The sequence below is a fragment of the Rubrobacter aplysinae genome (assembly GCF_001029505.1).
Classification (GTDB): Bacteria; Actinomycetota; Rubrobacteria; order Rubrobacterales; family Rubrobacteraceae; genus Rubrobacter_A; species Rubrobacter_A aplysinae.
In genome coordinates, this window is record NZ_LEKH01000023.1 from 1 (window position 1) to 14794 (window position 14794).

The 14794-nt window shown below is 60.6% G+C and carries 11 protein-coding genes; 6 read left to right on the plus strand and 5 right to left on the minus strand.

Annotated elements, in window-relative coordinates; all coding sequences use genetic code 11:
• Positions 1–345 precede the first annotated feature (345 nt).
• Positions 346–1932 (plus strand): hypothetical protein, encoded by a 1587-nt coding sequence (locus ABD53_RS14740; RefSeq protein WP_047866595.1) that lies wholly within the window; start codon positions 346–348, stop codon positions 1930–1932.
• A gap of 52 nt (positions 1933–1984) precedes the next feature.
• Here the strand turns inward: ABD53_RS14740 and ABD53_RS14745 are convergent, their stop codons facing one another.
• Positions 1985–5134, minus strand: coding sequence for an SIR2 family protein (locus ABD53_RS14745; RefSeq protein WP_047866596.1), 3150 nt, complete (start codon positions 5132–5134; stop codon positions 1985–1987).
• Positions 5135–5506: 372 nt separating this feature from the next.
• Here ABD53_RS14745 and ABD53_RS14750 point away from each other — a divergent pair, with 372 nt between their 5' ends.
• Both ABD53_RS14750 and ABD53_RS16240 read left to right on the plus strand, forming a co-directional pair.
• Positions 5507–7126, plus strand: coding sequence for a site-specific DNA-methyltransferase (locus ABD53_RS14750; protein ID WP_047866597.1), 1620 nt, complete (start codon positions 5507–5509; stop codon positions 7124–7126).
• Entirely contained in the window at positions 7123–9432 is a 2310-nt protein-coding gene (locus ABD53_RS16240; RefSeq protein ID WP_160309712.1) for a DEAD/DEAH box helicase, read from the plus strand. Before ABD53_RS14750 ends, ABD53_RS16240 begins: the two co-directional genes overlap by 4 nt.
• A 31-nt stretch (positions 9433–9463) precedes the next feature.
• On the opposite strand, the gene ABD53_RS14760 is transcribed toward ABD53_RS16240, so the two are convergent.
• Complete coding sequence (locus ABD53_RS14760; RefSeq protein ID WP_047866598.1) at positions 9464–9829, minus strand: hypothetical protein; 366 nt, start codon at positions 9827–9829, stop codon at positions 9464–9466.
• Entirely contained in the window at positions 9826–10446 is a 621-nt protein-coding gene (locus ABD53_RS16245) for a ParA family protein (protein ID WP_084709739.1), read from the minus strand. The genes ABD53_RS14760 and ABD53_RS16245 overlap by 4 nt, the downstream gene beginning before the upstream one ends.
• A gap of 167 nt (positions 10447–10613) precedes the next feature.
• On the opposite strand from ABD53_RS16245, the gene ABD53_RS14770 reads away from it, so the two are divergent.
• On the plus strand, positions 10614–11174 hold the full coding sequence (locus ABD53_RS14770; protein WP_152670803.1) for a hypothetical protein: 561 nt from the start codon (positions 10614–10616) through the stop codon (positions 11172–11174).
• A 166-nt stretch (positions 11175–11340) separates the two neighbouring features.
• Here ABD53_RS14770 and ABD53_RS14775 read toward each other — a convergent pair whose 3' ends face one another.
• Together ABD53_RS14775 and ABD53_RS14780 are read right to left on the minus strand one after the other, a co-directional pair.
• Complete coding sequence (locus ABD53_RS14775) at positions 11341–11811, minus strand: type II toxin-antitoxin system VapC family toxin (protein WP_053058143.1); 471 nt, start codon at positions 11809–11811, stop codon at positions 11341–11343.
• A 15-nt stretch (positions 11812–11826) separates the two neighbouring features.
• The gene (locus tag ABD53_RS14780; protein WP_047866600.1) at positions 11827–12189 is read right to left on the minus strand and encodes a hypothetical protein; all 363 of its coding nucleotides are present in this window, start codon (positions 12187–12189) and stop codon (positions 11827–11829) included.
• A gap of 167 nt (positions 12190–12356) precedes the next feature.
• Here ABD53_RS14780 and ABD53_RS14785 point away from each other — a divergent pair, with 167 nt between their 5' ends.
• Positions 12357–13736 (plus strand): hypothetical protein, encoded by a 1380-nt coding sequence (locus tag ABD53_RS14785; RefSeq protein WP_047866601.1) that lies wholly within the window; start codon positions 12357–12359, stop codon positions 13734–13736.
• A 529-nt stretch (positions 13737–14265) separates the two neighbouring features.
• Positions 14266–14499 carry a YgiT-type zinc finger protein gene (locus ABD53_RS14790; RefSeq protein ID WP_200900414.1) on the plus strand — a complete coding sequence of 78 codons (234 nt, stop codon included), beginning with the start codon at positions 14266–14268 and terminating at the stop codon, positions 14497–14499.
• Positions 14500–14794: the final 295 nt, after the last annotated feature.

A 14794-nucleotide genomic window follows, 5' to 3' on the forward strand; every position in this document is an offset into this window, starting at 1 on the left:
AACGGATCTCATCTGGTGGCGCTGGTTAGGGCCGGAGCGAAGTTCAGAAACGGAGAGCTGATAGAAGGAAGCGAGGAGAAGGTCGCCGCGTGACCCGACCTCGATCCACAAGATTTGCAAATATCTCTGTAAAGGGTTGGTGAGTTGGTCTGTACTGTAGTCATAGAATAAAGTTCTTTACTAACTCATAAAGTCCCGGCATCAATAGCATCGAGGAGCCCGCGAATGTCATACTTTTGGCGAAGCCGTCGGCACCACGTTCCGCTGGTGCGGTGTGGGGAGAATCTTTCCGATGCCAATTCGCCGGCACTTGAAGTTGGATAGGACACCCTGGGAGAAAACGTGGTGAGTAGTGATGAGCTCGAATCCTCCGGCAACGGCAGCGACCGGAACGTGAGCGCCATGCTCGCCACCATGAGGGACAAGATCCCCGAGGCGGCCGATCGTCCATTGTTCGAGGAGGCAGTGATCTGCTTTGAGGCCGGCGCGCTGAGGGCTTCCTACATCGTGACCTGGATCTCGGTAGCAGAGTCTTTGCGAAACAGGTTTTCGGCTATGGCCCATCGGGGAGATGGTCAGGCGGGTAAGGTATTGAAGGAGCTCGAACGGCTCGAGAAGGATAACCAAGCCACGGACCTCCACCTCCTCGACCAAGCCAAAGCCCTGGGCCTCGTAACGAACGAGCAGCACGACAAGCTCTCTCATCTCCGCGACATGCGCAACCGTTATGCCCATCCGACCGGGCGAGGACCCACGGAGCAGGAAACGCTGGCCGCGCTCGAGATCGCGGTCGACGGCGTGCTCTCACAGCCGACCCTCCTGCGGCACGGCTATGCCGATTATCAACTCGCCGCCCTATTCGACGAGACCCACTGGCTGCCCGACGACGAGCAGGCCGTCCGGGAGAACGCCGCTGGCGTGGCCCGCAGGCTGCACCCCATCGCCGCGCCCCGGCTGCTAGAGGGGCTGGTCGAGGGGTACGAGCAGGTCTTCGGTGATCCTGAGCGCGACACCATAAGGAGGCGGGCCGGGTGGTTCCTGGGGGGCTTCGTGGCGGAGATGCTGCCGAACTTCTCCGAGCCCCGCTGGAGCATCCTGGAGGTGGTCCGCCGGAGGCCCGTCGCGGCCTCCCTCATGCTCGGCACGCCCGAGGCCTTCGGCCTGCTGCCAGACCAGGCGCGGGGAATGGTGCTTGGTCACTTAACCAAACCGGTCGACGGCGCGTCGTCCACCGCAAAACTACTTGGTCTGCGGCGAGCCCGCGGGCTACTTACAGCCGGCCTTCTAACCCCGGAGGAGCTCGACCAGGTAAGGTCGAGGGTAGACGAGGCCTCCTACCGTGCCCTGCAGAGCGCCGGTGTGCCGCTCGAGGCCTACGCCGACAGGCTGCTTGACGACCTACGGTCGCACAACTGGGACCGGCAGAACGCCGCAGCCTCTGCCTTGGGAAACGCAGGACCGTACCAGTTGAGGACTCTCCGATCGGAGGAACAAGAACAAATGGGTAGGAACGTTCTCCAAGCGGCGCAAGGCTCGTCGTTCGGCGCCCAGGGGCTCATCGATCGCATCCGCCGGTCCCCAGCCTCCTGGCCCGGGTCGTTTGTATCCGGTCTCTTCTTCGAGACCTTGGTCGACGACGGGGGCCTCTTCCGCCTAAAGGGCGCTCATCTCCCCGACGCCCTCGCCGTGCTCCTCGCGCGCGGGCAAGCCGTGGAAACGCTCGGACGTACGGCCGAAATCGTCCAGGCTTCCGAGCCTAAGCGGGACCCGGAGGAGTACAGTTTCGAGAAGGGCTGGTTTAACCAGTACGACGAAGCGGTCGAGATCCTTACGCGCGCCGGGAAGGATGCCGCGCCCGAAGAGGAAGGTTTAGTCGGAGTTTTGATAGAGGCGGTGCGCTGCGCCAAGCCCCCGGAAGAGCCAGAGGAGTAAGTTGCGGACCCTGGCTCATGGGCTGTTGGACAACGCGGTTGCGCATTTCTTCCTAGATGAAGAGCCTGTAGTCGTAGGAGTTACTACCGAGCCTGTCGAGCAGGCCGCCGATCTTCGCTATCTCGTTCGATGAGCGCAGGGTGGTGGGGACCTTCGTGTACAGGTCGAGCGAGTTCCAGTCCATCTTCGATAGTCCGAGTATCTGCTCGGCCAGGACCGGCAGGCTCGACGCGCCGTGGTGCCGCCTCAGCATGAGGGGAGCCGGTATCCTGCTCCTCCCCTGGTAGTAGCGTCGGTTGCCCTCCACCGCGTCGACCGTGCCGTGCACCCACGCCAAAGCCCGTTGCCTGTCCAGAGCGACGGCGGTGCCGCGCCTCACGGGGAAACCGTCCCCCTTCATCTGGTTGCCGCTGATCCAGGAGGCCACGTACCGGAGCGCCGGGTCCACCGTGATCTCCAGCATGTCGACGGAGGACATGTCCCCGAGGCCCTCCAGCAGGCCGCGGCGCTCGTCGTCGGCTATGGGGCCGTTCTTGTGGACCACCACCCGATCCGGCATGCGGCGTCCCGACTCGCAGAAAAGCTGCACGGCGTTCTCGGCCATGCGACGAGCGTCTTCCTTCGACAAGAAAGAGTTGCCGCGCCGCATCACGGAGTTCTCCAGTTTGCCGAGCTTGTAGCTGAGGCCCAGCCCTTCCGAGTTGTAGACGTGGCTGCAGCCCATGAGGACCTGTCGGCCGCGTCCGGCGGTGGGATCGAGGCTGAAGCCTAGGCCGATAAAGGCGAGGTCCGGGTCCATGTCGGCCAGTAGCCAGGGTGTGCGCATGGCCTTCACGTAGCACTGCAGGGCAAGCCACCACGAGATCTCGCCTTGGTGCGCCTTCCCTAGGGTCCTCTCCCGCAAGAACTGCGTGCCGATGCCCCTTTGTACGCAGCCGGCCTTCACGAAGTCGTGTAGGTCGAAGCGCTGGTCCTCCGTGTCGAATTCCTCCCACGGTGCCCACGACGCTGGCACGAAAACCAGCACCACGTTCGGGTTCGCCGAGGAGCGGAGGGAGTCGATGCTCGCCAGGATGCGGCGCCCAAGCTCGGGGCCGGCGCGCTCCGGGGCAAGGCCCGCGTCCGGCTCCGAGCACGAGGCCCAGGCCGAGTTGTGCGGACCAGGGATGTTCAGGGAGATGCCGAACGCCCGATCGAACCCAGGATAGTCCAGGAGGTACTCCTTTTTGCTGTCTACTCGCCGATCCTGGCGCAAGTCGCCGAGGTAATCGGAGAGCGTACCGGCGTGCGCCGGCGGGCAGACCACCCCCACCCGTATCTCGTCACCGAAGATGCCCGTGTTGAGTGGGTAGTCGTAGGGCCTGTTTTCCAGCAGGCCGCGCACGGGGTTGACGTCTCTCTCGTTGCCGTCGCCGCGGCGGTTGCTGAACAGCAACTCTGGCTCGTCGATCTCCACGCCGGCGACGTCCACTAGGCGCTTTACGTCGTGCGGTACCCTAATCGTCCGTCTGCTGCGTCCAGTGATCTTCGCAAAGTTGGGCGCGGGCCGGATGCCAAACCTGAAAGTTGACCCAGCATCCGGCGGGAATTCCACGTTGCGGCTCGCACGAAACAACCGCTCGCGCCAGCGGTTGACGGCATCGTTGAACTTGTCGTTGTGCTGCTTTCCCAGCACGGCCCGCTTTACTTCCTGCTCCACTTCACGGGGCAACTCCTCCCCCGCCTCGTTCGTGCAACGAAGCGTGGGCATCAGCACAAGGTGCTGCTTGCCGCCGTACCGTCTGAGATGCACGAGGAGGGCCTCGTGCACGCGGCAGGCCGTCCCGTAGGCCCGCCGCCTCTCGTATTCGTCCTCGATCCAGAGCAGCCTGCGCCCGTCGGTGCCAAGTCCACGTTCGGTGGCGAGGGCGCGCGTTAGGCCTTCGGTAAGGAGACCCACGACGACGCCGTCTTGCATCCCGAGCTCGTGCCCGCCTATCGGGGTCCGCTCGATCTGGCCTTCAATCTCCCCCGCGAACGCATCCTTGACCGCGTCTACGGTCCCGAGCGCCAGCACCTTGCGCCGGAGGAGACCCGCGACGACGTCCTTTCCGGCTACACGCTCCCTAAGGCGTCGCCAAGCGCCGCGCTCGGAGGCGTACCGCCAATCGAATTGTAGGACCTCGCTCGGACACTCGACGGGGAAGGCGTTGCTCTTTATGACCCCTACGGTTCTTCCCTCGTGAATGGAGAAGGGCGCGCTATTCCCCTCGTTACTCCGGCTCGTGCGCAACTCTTTCACGCGTTGGTGCTCCTCCTCGGGCAGGCACCCGAGCGCCAGCCTCTCGAGGATCTCGTCGAAGCCCGGGGCGGGCACGTAGTATGCCTCTCTGCCATGGTCCGTGGCCGCCGCGATCAATGCGCTTACCGGGCCGGACGGTCCCGCGTCGCCGTGCCCGCACCAGAACAGCCGCCCGGTACCCGGCCGCGAGTAGGCCTCCCGCAGCGAGTCCATTATCGACCCGTCGCGCCCGCTGTAGCCTGCCACGACCAGGTCCGTCCCGGCCGCGCGGTCGACCAGGGCTTCCCGCAGGGTTGCGTCCTGGTTCTGTATCTCTTTTGCCGTGTTCTTCAACGCGTCGTACCGGAAATCGCCGTGCAACGCGACGTGCAGGAGCTCGCCCCGTCTACGCGACCTTAGCACTCGGTCAGGGCTGTCCAGGCCGACCTCGACCACTGTTACCTCGGCGTCGGCGGCCCTAGCCGCGAGCCTATCGAAATTGGTCGTCCAGACCGACTCCACGATCTCGTTGGCGGCCAACAAACCCAAGAGTTGGTATCCGGGGGAGGGCCTAACGCCCTCCACAAGATTCTGAAAATACTGTCGTCTGGCTTTATCCGTGGGATAGCACTTCTCGGCGTAGAAACCATACTCATCGGGGGCGTCTTCCTCAGGATAGACTCCCTGGGTGTCGAGCCAGTGTTGGATCCTCCGGCGCACCGATGGCAGCGATAATTCTTCCAGCTGGTGTGCTAACTGAGGCTCTTCGGTCCTGACGATCTCCCGCTTCCACTCCCACAGGCACGCGTACGCCGAGTACACACCGGAACTCACCGAGGCCCCCGCCCCCAGGAAGAAGGCGCAAGGGACGCCCCGGTTCACGCCCATGATGCGCACGAACGCTGGGAAATCCAGCAGCGAGTTTCCATTATCAGTCCCCAATAAACGGGTATTGTACCGGTAGTTCCTCGGTTTCACGACCGCGAAGGGAGGCTGCTTTCCCTCTATTTACTCAAGTTACGAGGGTCTTTTCCTGAGGGCTTAGTGGAGCCCGGCGAGGGCTCCGTTACCTTGGTCTTGCCTCGATCCGGGGCGATACTCGCCGAAGCGGATTTCGTATCAGCCCTTGCGCCCAAGATCCGCTGCGCGGTACTTGCCGTCCCTAGCGGAGTCCTCTGTAAAACTTATGCTCGGCTGAACAGCCCCACCGACGAACCGACGGACAATCCTGTCCGGAGGCTACTGGTATTCCGGGGCCATTGTTAGCGAGGTTCTCGTATCGGATACTAACCGTGTGAGTAGAGAGGGAGCCCTATGCCTAAGCTAGACTGGATCGGCAAGCAGTACGTAGTCAATCACGTAGAGCAGGTACCATTTCGCCTGCTGAAAGGTGTACCGGAGTCTTCCTACAATCAGAATTCCGGCGACCCCGGTAACATGATTGTCCACGGCGACAACCTCGAAGGGCTGAAGGCCCTGCTCCCCTATTACCGTAACCAAGTGAAGCTGGTCTTCATAGATCCCCCATACAACACTGGCAATGAAGACTGGGTCTACAACGACCGGATGAACGCGCCGAAGATGAAGCAGTGGCTAGGTAAGGTAGTTGGCGGGGAGGGCGAAGATCTCTCCAGGCACGACAAATGGCTGTGCATGATGTACCCGAGGCTTCAGCTTTTGCGAGAGCTGCTTTCCGAAGACGGCAGCATATGGGTGACCATGGACGACAACGAGGCCCATTATGCCAAGGTTCTCATGGACGAGATATTCGGCCGTGATAACTTCATCGCCTCAGTGATTTGGCAGAAGGTCTTTTCTCCGAAGAATACAGCCAAATACTTTTCCGACGATCACGACTACGTTCTTGTCTACGCTAAGAATGCAGAAGTATGGCGACCTAACTTGATCCCGCGCAGTGAAGCAGCCGATGAACGCTACAAGAATCCGGACAACGATCCGCGTGGGCCATGGACTTCCGGTGATCTTTCAGCACGTAACCATTACAGTAAGGGTACATATCCAGTCACCACACCTTCCGGGAAGGTAATTTCTGGTCCTCCAAAGGGCTCTTACTGGCGTGTTTCCAAAGAGTATCTGGAAGAGTTGAATGCCGAAGGACGCATCTGGTGGGGTAAGGATCAGAATAACGTGCCGCGCCTCAAGCGCTTTCTCTCTGAGGTAAAGCAGGGAGTTGTTCCGCAAACGATCTGGAGCTACGAGCAGGCCGGTCATACTCAAGATGCCAAGAAGGAGCTGGTCCGGCTCATGGATTTCCAGGATACTTCTGATGTCTTCATTACCCCTAAGCCTGTGAAACTTCTGCAGCGGATAATCCAGGTTGCTACGGATCAAGACTCCATAGTGCTCGATTCGTTTGCCGGATCCGGTACTACTGCACACGCGGTCTTGAAGCAGAACGCTGAGGATGGCGGAAGCCGGAGGTTCGCCCTAGTCGAGATGGAGGACTATGCAGACTCCCTCACCGCAGAGCGAGTAAGGCGAGCTATCCGGGGTGAGGGCGGTCAGCCCTATCTCGGCTCGGAGGCCGGCTTCGATTTCTACGGTCTGGGCGAAGAACTGGTTAATGAATCAGGGGACGACATCAACCCGGAGATCAAGCGCGAAGAACTCGCACGGTTTGTCCTGTTCCTCGAAACCGGACGTGCGGCTGAGAGCATTGCGGAGGATGGTTCGGGCTACATAGGTGCTGCGAACGGGGCAGAAATGTACCTGTTCTACGTACCGGACCAGACTGCGACATTCGGCGAAGACGAACTGGCCGCCCTGCCATGTGGAGGCACGCAGAAAATGGTCTACGCCGACAGATGTACCGTGGACGACGACGATTTAGCGGCTCGTAGCATCAGTTTCCGCAAGCTTCCCAGAGACCTGCTGGAAAGAATCTCGCGCTGGAGCAAGGAGGCGAATATTTGAGCTTGCTGCCGAGCTATCCCGGTACACTGAGCCTGAAGGACTATCAGCGCCGAGTGCTCGAGGAGATCGAGGAATACGCCGCGCTGGTCGGGCGTTACCTTGGCATCGGCGAGGATAATCCAGCGGGCCTGGCTTTCTATGGGAAGACTAACAGGCCATTCAATCCGCTGGAGAACAACCCGGAGACACCGTTCGTCTGCCTGAAAGTCCCTACGGGTGGCGGCAAGACCCTTATAGCCGCTTCCACGGTAAGCCTGCTCTACGATTCTCTGTTGACAGATAAGGATGAGAGCGGCGTGGTACTGTGGCTAACCCCGAGTGAGACCATTCGCTCCCAGACTTTACGAGCACTCAAGGATCAGAATCACCCCTACCGCAAGGTGCTAGAGAGTGGCTTCAACAAGCCCGTGACCGTACTAAGCAACGAGGAGGCGCTCAAGGTCCGCCCCGACCAGGTGCGAGACGGTGTTTGCCTCATCGTCTCCACTATGCAGGCGATGAAGCGGGAAGATAAGGAAGGGCTAAAGGCTTACGAGGACAACGGTTATCTCCAGAGCCACTTCACCAGTGAAGAGGAGCAGAGGGGAACCACCTTTTCACTCTTCGAGGTCATACGGCGCTCCAGACCACTCGTTATCGCAGACGAGGGGCACAACTACGGCTCCGAGCTTTCGGTGGATCTCCTCGGCTCCCTGAACCCGTCGTTCGTACTGGAGCTTACCGCGACACCCGCCAAGGGAAGCAACGTGCTCTCGGAAGTGTCCGCTCTGGAGCTCAAAGAAGAGCAGATGGTGAAACTCCCCATAAACCTCGCTAACGAGACCCACTGGGAATCCGCTCTCCGAGGCGCCGTGGACAAGCGCCACGAGCTAGAAGAGGCGGCAAAGCAGGAACGAGCAGATACTGGCGAGTACATCAGGCCGATCTTGCTAGTTCAGGCAGAGCAGGACAAGGCCCATCCGGATAAGATCCACGTGACCCGGGTAAAAGAGTTTCTCGCCGGAGAGCTTGGCATCCCAGAGCCTCAGATAAAGATCAGAACGGGCAGCCAGGACGAGCTAGGCGACACGGACCTCTTGGCCGAGGACGTAGAGGTACGCTATATCATCACGCGGGACGCTCTGAAAGAGGGTTGGGACGCACCTTTTGCCTACGTACTCGCCTCCGTCTTCAACCTCGGCTCGCCAAAGGCGGTAGAACAGCTCCTGGGCAGGATACTGCGGCTACCGAGAGTACGTGAGAAGCGGCGCGCGGAGCTCAACGAGGCCTACGTTTACACCTCGGCGGAGCAGTTCAACAAGGCCGTGGACTCCATCGTCAAAGGCATGGTGGAAAATGGCTACAGCAAGTATGAGGTGAGAGACTCCTCATCCTCTCTGAAGTACATGATCCCCATGCAGGCTCGCTACGAGAATCTGGAGATACCCCTTATGGCCGTGAGTACGAGCGAGGGGGGGCGCGAGCTACGATACGTCCAGGATCTGCTAGGGAGCAACTTCAACCTGACCGGCATCTCCTTCAATGCGAGCGACCTGAATAAGGCCACAAGCCAGGGAGCACGGGTCGACGTCGACCAGGATCGTCCGTTCGTTACGGAGATGGCAGAGGCGGAAGAGTCTAGCGGCGTGGTGGTCGAGACACCGCAGCGGATGGCGAGCTGGCTGCTCGGCAAGATAGGCCGCTATAACGAGCTTGCGGACAAGGATCTCAGACAGTACGTCGAGGAGGCCGTAGACGAGCTCCTGAAGGCTTACCGCGCCGAGGAACTGTACCGGATGAAGTATCACGTCCGGGACCGGCTAAAGCAGAACCTCGATGAACACTACGTGCGGTGGGCCAAGGACAGCTACGAGGATTTGAAGAGCGCCGGCGAACTGGTAGCGGACCAGGATATTTCGTTTCAGGTGCCAGATGAGCTGGAGCTGCCCCACAACCAGTGCACTGTGTCCTTTCTCAAGTCCGTATTCGAGTACCCGGGCAAGCTCAACACCGAAGAGCAGGAGTTCGCCGCCAAGCTGGACGCCTTGGATAGTGTCCGCTGTTGGTACCGTAATCTCGACAAGGGCGGCTTCTCCTTACAGGGTTATCATCGGCAGAAGTTCAACCCGGATCTCATAGCGTTCATGAAAAGCGGGAAAGTAGCGGTGCTGGAGTGGAAGGGCAAGGACAGGTCCACCGACGCGGCCAGCGAATACAAGGAGGCGCTCGGGAACGACTGGCAAGACCTGGACCCAGATAACCGCTACTTCAAGCTGGTGACGGTGGATAACGTGCAGAGTACCCTGAACGAGGTCTCCAACCTCTGACGGTAGATAGAAGGAAGCTCTTTACAGTCAGCTATTTCCCGGCGAGCCGCGCTTGGATGCGACTGCCTAGCTCTGGGTCCTCGGCGAGCTCCGCGAGGAGCGCCCGTACCACTTTCATCCCATCAGCGTCGTGGTCGTAGGCGTAGTCCCGTAGGAACCGGTGCTCTGAGATCGGGAGATCCACCGTGATTCGCTTGGTCCTGGGCTTCGTACTGCCCTGCTCCTCCACCATCTGTCCAGTATGGCTCGCCTCCTGAGGATCGTTACTCTCCGGGTATTCACGGCCTTCGAGCGGGGACACTCCCCCCCTCCCCAGGCTACGTTTGATGTTCTCGCCGCGGCCGCTCCGCCCGAGCGCAGCCCGGGCACTGCCGCCCTTACGCTTCTCCTCACTCACCGCACCACCTCCTCGCGCTCGCCGAGTAGCTCTCTGGCTACCCGCTCGTACTCGCCGAGATCCCTTATAGGCTGGCCGAAAGAGTCAGAGTATCGGCCAAGTAGCGGTATCTCGGCCTCGAGTAGCGGTAGCTCCATCTCCGCCATTGCTCCCCTGGTGTCCTGTCCCTCGCGCGAGATGCGGCGCACCCGGGTCAAGAGTACGTAGTAGGTGAGCCCGGTCATGTCCTCGACGTCCGCTATCAGTTCAAGCGTGGGCATGACCCGGTCTAGGTCTATTGGTGTCGGCGGCACCACCAAGACAGCCACGTCGGCTGCCATGAGCGCCGAGCGGGCGACCATGTAGTCTCCTGGCGGCGTGTCCATCACGACATACTCGTAGTCGGCCTCAAAGTCCCGTATACGCCGGTTTACGTCCTTCACCGGCAACCCCATTACCGAGAAACCGACCTCTCCCCCATCTTCCTCTACCGCCGACGCCCAAGAGAGCGACGACCCCTGCTCGTCGCAGTCTGCGAGCAGCGTCCGGCCCCGCGCGGCGAACGCCGTCGCCAGGTGGAAGCTCGAGACCGTTTTCCCCGAACCGCCCTTCAGGTTCACCACCGCTACCTTCATCATCCTCCCTTACGTACTGATGTACGGCGATGCGTCTAACAGTATATCAGTATCAGTATAAACGTATGTCAGTACATACTGATGTGCGAGGGCAGGATAGTCTCCGAACGCTAACCGCTGACTCAAGTATGTAGCCACTGGCAGCAAGTCTTCGCGCGTAGAATCTAGGCGTGAGCCTGGAAGCTATAGGAGTCGTCCTATCGGGCGTGGCAGCGCTGACCGGCGTGGTGGCTGTGTGGCAGGGTCGCCGACGCGGCAAGGAGCGGGAAAAAGACCGCCGCTTGGTAGAGGAGCAGCTCGCGCTCGCTCGCGAACAGGCGGAGATGCGTCCCTATATCCGTGTACGTGACGTCCGCCTTGTAGACCCGGAGGACTCACAGGCGTTGGAAGGCTCGGTGGAGCCTCAATGGGTTAACAAGCTGCGGAACATAGGAAAGGTTAGCCCTCTCGATGCGGTGACGGCGTTCATTCAGCAGGGGAGGCTCATGGACGCGACCCTCGCAGATAAGACGATCGTTGTGGAGCTCGTCAACGAGGGCAAGGCTGAGGCACGTCTCATGACCGGATGGATTTACCTGGACGCCAGCTGCTTTGAGCCGACCAAGCCCTCTGGAGGACCCAACGTGTCGCGGGAAGGTGGCGAGTACAGAGTTGATCTTGCCGCGTCGCGCAGTCGCGCTGCGCGCCCACGTCGCCGTGCTCTCATCCGGCGATACCCGTATCCGGTATGACTTCGTTTCCTCATTAGGTGGAGAAACGCAGGGCGAGTGGAAGGTTTCGACCTGACCGGCTTAAGCAGCGCATCATCAGTATATCAGTAGATACTGACAACAGTATGTCAGTACTTGATATTGGACTTTCGGACATAAGCCAGAGGGTTTCTGACCCGTTTGGGGTCTAGTTGGTCTCTTCCCGGGTAATGCCCTCTCGTCGGGCCGCCTTGTATAGAGCGGAGTCGTAGGACGTCAGCCACACCTGCAACTCCTCTGGTGGCTGCTGTTGACGCCGGTATAGCTCACGAGCCTCTTCGCGCAGCTCCAGCGCTGTCGCCAGATGCACCGCATCGTAGGCTCTAAGGGCGTGGCTCCGTACCATCTCGCCCGCCTGCACGATGATCTCTCCGGAGACCCGACGCAGCAGGTAAAGCTCGCGGAAGTCGTGCTCCAGGTGCTCCAGGGCCTCGTCATGTTCTTCTTTAGAGAAGGAGCCCTCGCGCTCCCTGCGGGCCAGCGCCGAGCGGGCCTCGACGTAGCCGATCTCGGAGACGGCCGCCAGTCTTGCCTCTTCAACGGCGTACCGTACCTCTCCAGTCTCGGGCTCTTCGGCATAGAGCTTGATGAGCGCGGAGGTGTCTAGGTAGAGGATCAACCCTTTGAGCTTCGGTTAGTAGCCGCTGCTCTCGCGCTCGGCGAGTACCGCCTCAGAGAGGGTCTCGCCCTCGGGGAGGTGGACCGCCTTCTCGCGAGGGACTCCAGGCGTCCGGTGAGCATACTGCTCCGAACGCTCTGAGAGTGCCTCGGCCAGAGATAGCTCGCGCGGCCGGTTCGACGCTGGCGAAACCGGCGATGCAGGCGCCTGCGCCGTCTCCTCCTCTTCGAGGTAGCGCTTCAGGGCCACGGCCAGGATCTCGTAGATCTTCTCGCCTCTGGTGGCGGCAAGCGCCTTCACGGAGCGCAAGAGGTCATCCTCCATGTAGGTTGTCATCTTCTTGAGAGTCATGGGGTTATTGTACCCGCGCACCAGCAAAATTGCCTACTGGTAACGAGTCTGCTAGAGTGCCGAAAAACAAGTAGATATACGAAAGCGGCGGTGAGTCCCCGGCAAAAGGTCTCCAACACCGCCGCTAACCGGATAAATCTTAGCATATTCGGTTAGCTAGGTGAATCCGCTGCTTAGGTCATGGGGAGGACCATGTGGCGGAAGAGCCGCAACAAGCAATAGATCTCTACCCGGACGGAACCGCCGATCCCGGATCGGAGCAGTACCCTAAACAGCTAGCCCTGCCCCTGGATATGAACGGCGAGCGGTGGGTAACAGATCCCCGCCACTACGCAGGGCAGCTCCACTCAGGCGGCAGGGGAACAGTGGCTCTTGCCCACAGAAACGCCGGGCGCTGGCTTGAGCGTACCTACCCTGTAGAGGCGGCCGTGGCCGCTGCAAACGCTTATCGCGGCAGGGCAGACGTCTACCTCTCGACTCAGAGGTTCAGGGGCCGCCGGCGACTAGCAACGCTCCTCTCTCTATCCAGCTTCTACGCCGACCTCGACTACTACCGCATCCCAGAGCTCGCGGGGCTCCATCCCTACCACGTCCTCGAAGGCGCTCTGGCACTCCTCGAAGCTCGCGGCATCCCGCCGCCGACACTGGCGATCAGCTCCGGCAGAGGCCTGTACCTGGTCTGGCAGCACGAGCACGTAAAGCGGTCGGCACTCCCGCGCTGGAGAGCGGTCCAGAGCGAGATCACCCGCGCCCTACTGCCCCACGGCGCAGACCCCCAGGCTACGGATGCGGCGAGGGTGCTCAGGATGGTCGGGACCACGAACCAGGACGAGCCAGTCTACTCCCTGCTTCCGGTAGGGGAGGTGTACGAGTTCAACAAGCTGGCCGACAGGGTGCTCCCCATGACCCAGGCCGAGATTCACGACCTCCGCGTCCAACGAGCCCTCAGAGCTTCGAGAAAGCCCGAGAAGCGCTCGCAGGCCCCACCAGAGGGGTTCACCGGGGCCACGCTCTGGGAGGCGCGTCTCACGGACCTACAGAGGCTCAGGGAGCTAAGGTTCATGGATGCCCAGATGACGGACTACCGCCATCGCTGGCTGTTCGTCGCCGGCGTGGGGATGAGTTGGCTGGCATCGAGCCCCTACGCCATGAGGCGGGAGCTGTTCGAGCTCGCGGCCGAAGCCGGGAGCTGGTCAGAGGATCACACGGCGGGCAAGCTCTCAAGTGTAGTGAACAGGACCAAGAGGGCGTTCGCCGGCGAGAGGGTGGAGTGGCGGGGCGAGATGCTGGATCCGCGCTACCGGCTCACGAACCAGCGGATCATTGAGTGGCTCGAGATAGACGCGTCGGAGGAGAGTCATATGCGGACCCTGCTCTCCTCCGACGAGCGACGCCGGCGCGACCGGGAGCGCAAGGACCCAGAGATGAGCCGAGGGGAGTACGAGGGTAGAGCATCGCAGAGGCGCGAGGATGCCCGCAGGATGGCCGCCGAGGGTCTTACGCACCAGCAGATCGGACAAGCGTTGGGCGTAACTAGATCCGCGGTGAGCAAGATGCTGAAAGATAAGATGTGAAAGTCCTCCGGTTGTATTGTGGGCCGTTGGTTGTCTGGGTGGCTCTCGGGGCTCCTCTGTTGCATTATGCGTCGTTGTTCCCTTTATTTTTGCCGAGCACGGACCGGATCTTTGATCCGGGTCGCGCGCAGGGGACGAGGCCGGTCTTCTTCTCTTCGCTGCTCGCTAGGAGACTTTCCGGCCGCTGTCAGGTTCGCTGTTCCGTTTCTCTCCTAGCTCTGCTGTTCTGGGATGGGTTGAGGGGTTTAAAAGGGGAGAAGGGAAACCCTTCCTCTGAGAGTAATTGGTAGCCTCCAGGGTATCCGGGGTATGAGAACGTGCCCTCCACGCGACTCGAATACTTGTATCCCCTACCCTGTAGACGGAAATTTAGGGAGGCTAGAGACTATGGAACTCTACTATGACAGCGAGGGTGACTATCTGGAGATCATCTTCCATCTTGAACGCGTAGCGTTACTCTCCAGGGAATTCTGTACTGCGAGAATGCAGGCGGTGAGTCCCTGAGGAAGTACAGGGGAGGTGACCTGACATGGATCGGGAGGAGCCGAGGGACATGGAGCTAGGGCAGTTCGACTACTGTCCGGTTTGCGGCGGCGAGCTCTTGAAACGGCAGGTAGAAAAGATTGTCCGCGGTGGTGATGACACTGCTACCTTGAACGTAGAGGCTAGGGTCTGTCAGTGGTGTGGCGAGCGGCTCTACAGCGCGGATACTGTAAAGAGCTTTGAGCGGATCCGGGCAGGACTCTACCAGTCAGGGCGTTAGAGAAAATCCGTGGCAGGGCCTTGCCCGTCCCGACTCGCGCTCTTTGAGCACTTCGCCGGTTCAAGAGGTGGCACACTTTGATTGGGGGGGACTGGGTTAAGGAAGAGATCCACCCTAGTCTAGCGCTGGAGTCCACAGGAAGGATTTCTGCGCAACTATCCTAGAAGGCGCACATAACGCTATGGGCATCTGGACGACTTTCCAATCCACTCGCCAAGACGGACCGTGAGTAGCAACGGAACCGAAACGTACGTTAAGCTCTAAGCATTGGAGGCATCGGCCGGCCTCCTACCTT

Excerpts from the sequence above, each read along its gene's own strand:
- ABD53_RS14750 (WP_047866597.1), top strand. The coding sequence starts at position 5,507 with ATGCCTAAGCTAGACTGGATCGGCAAGCAGTACGTAGTCAATCACGTA.
- ABD53_RS16245 (WP_084709739.1), bottom strand. The coding sequence starts at position 10,446 with ATGATGAAGGTAGCGGTGGTGAACCTGAAGGGCGGTTCGGGGAAAACG.
- ABD53_RS14790 (WP_200900414.1), top strand. The coding sequence starts at position 14,266 with ATGGATCGGGAGGAGCCGAGGGACATGGAGCTAGGGCAGTTCGACTAC.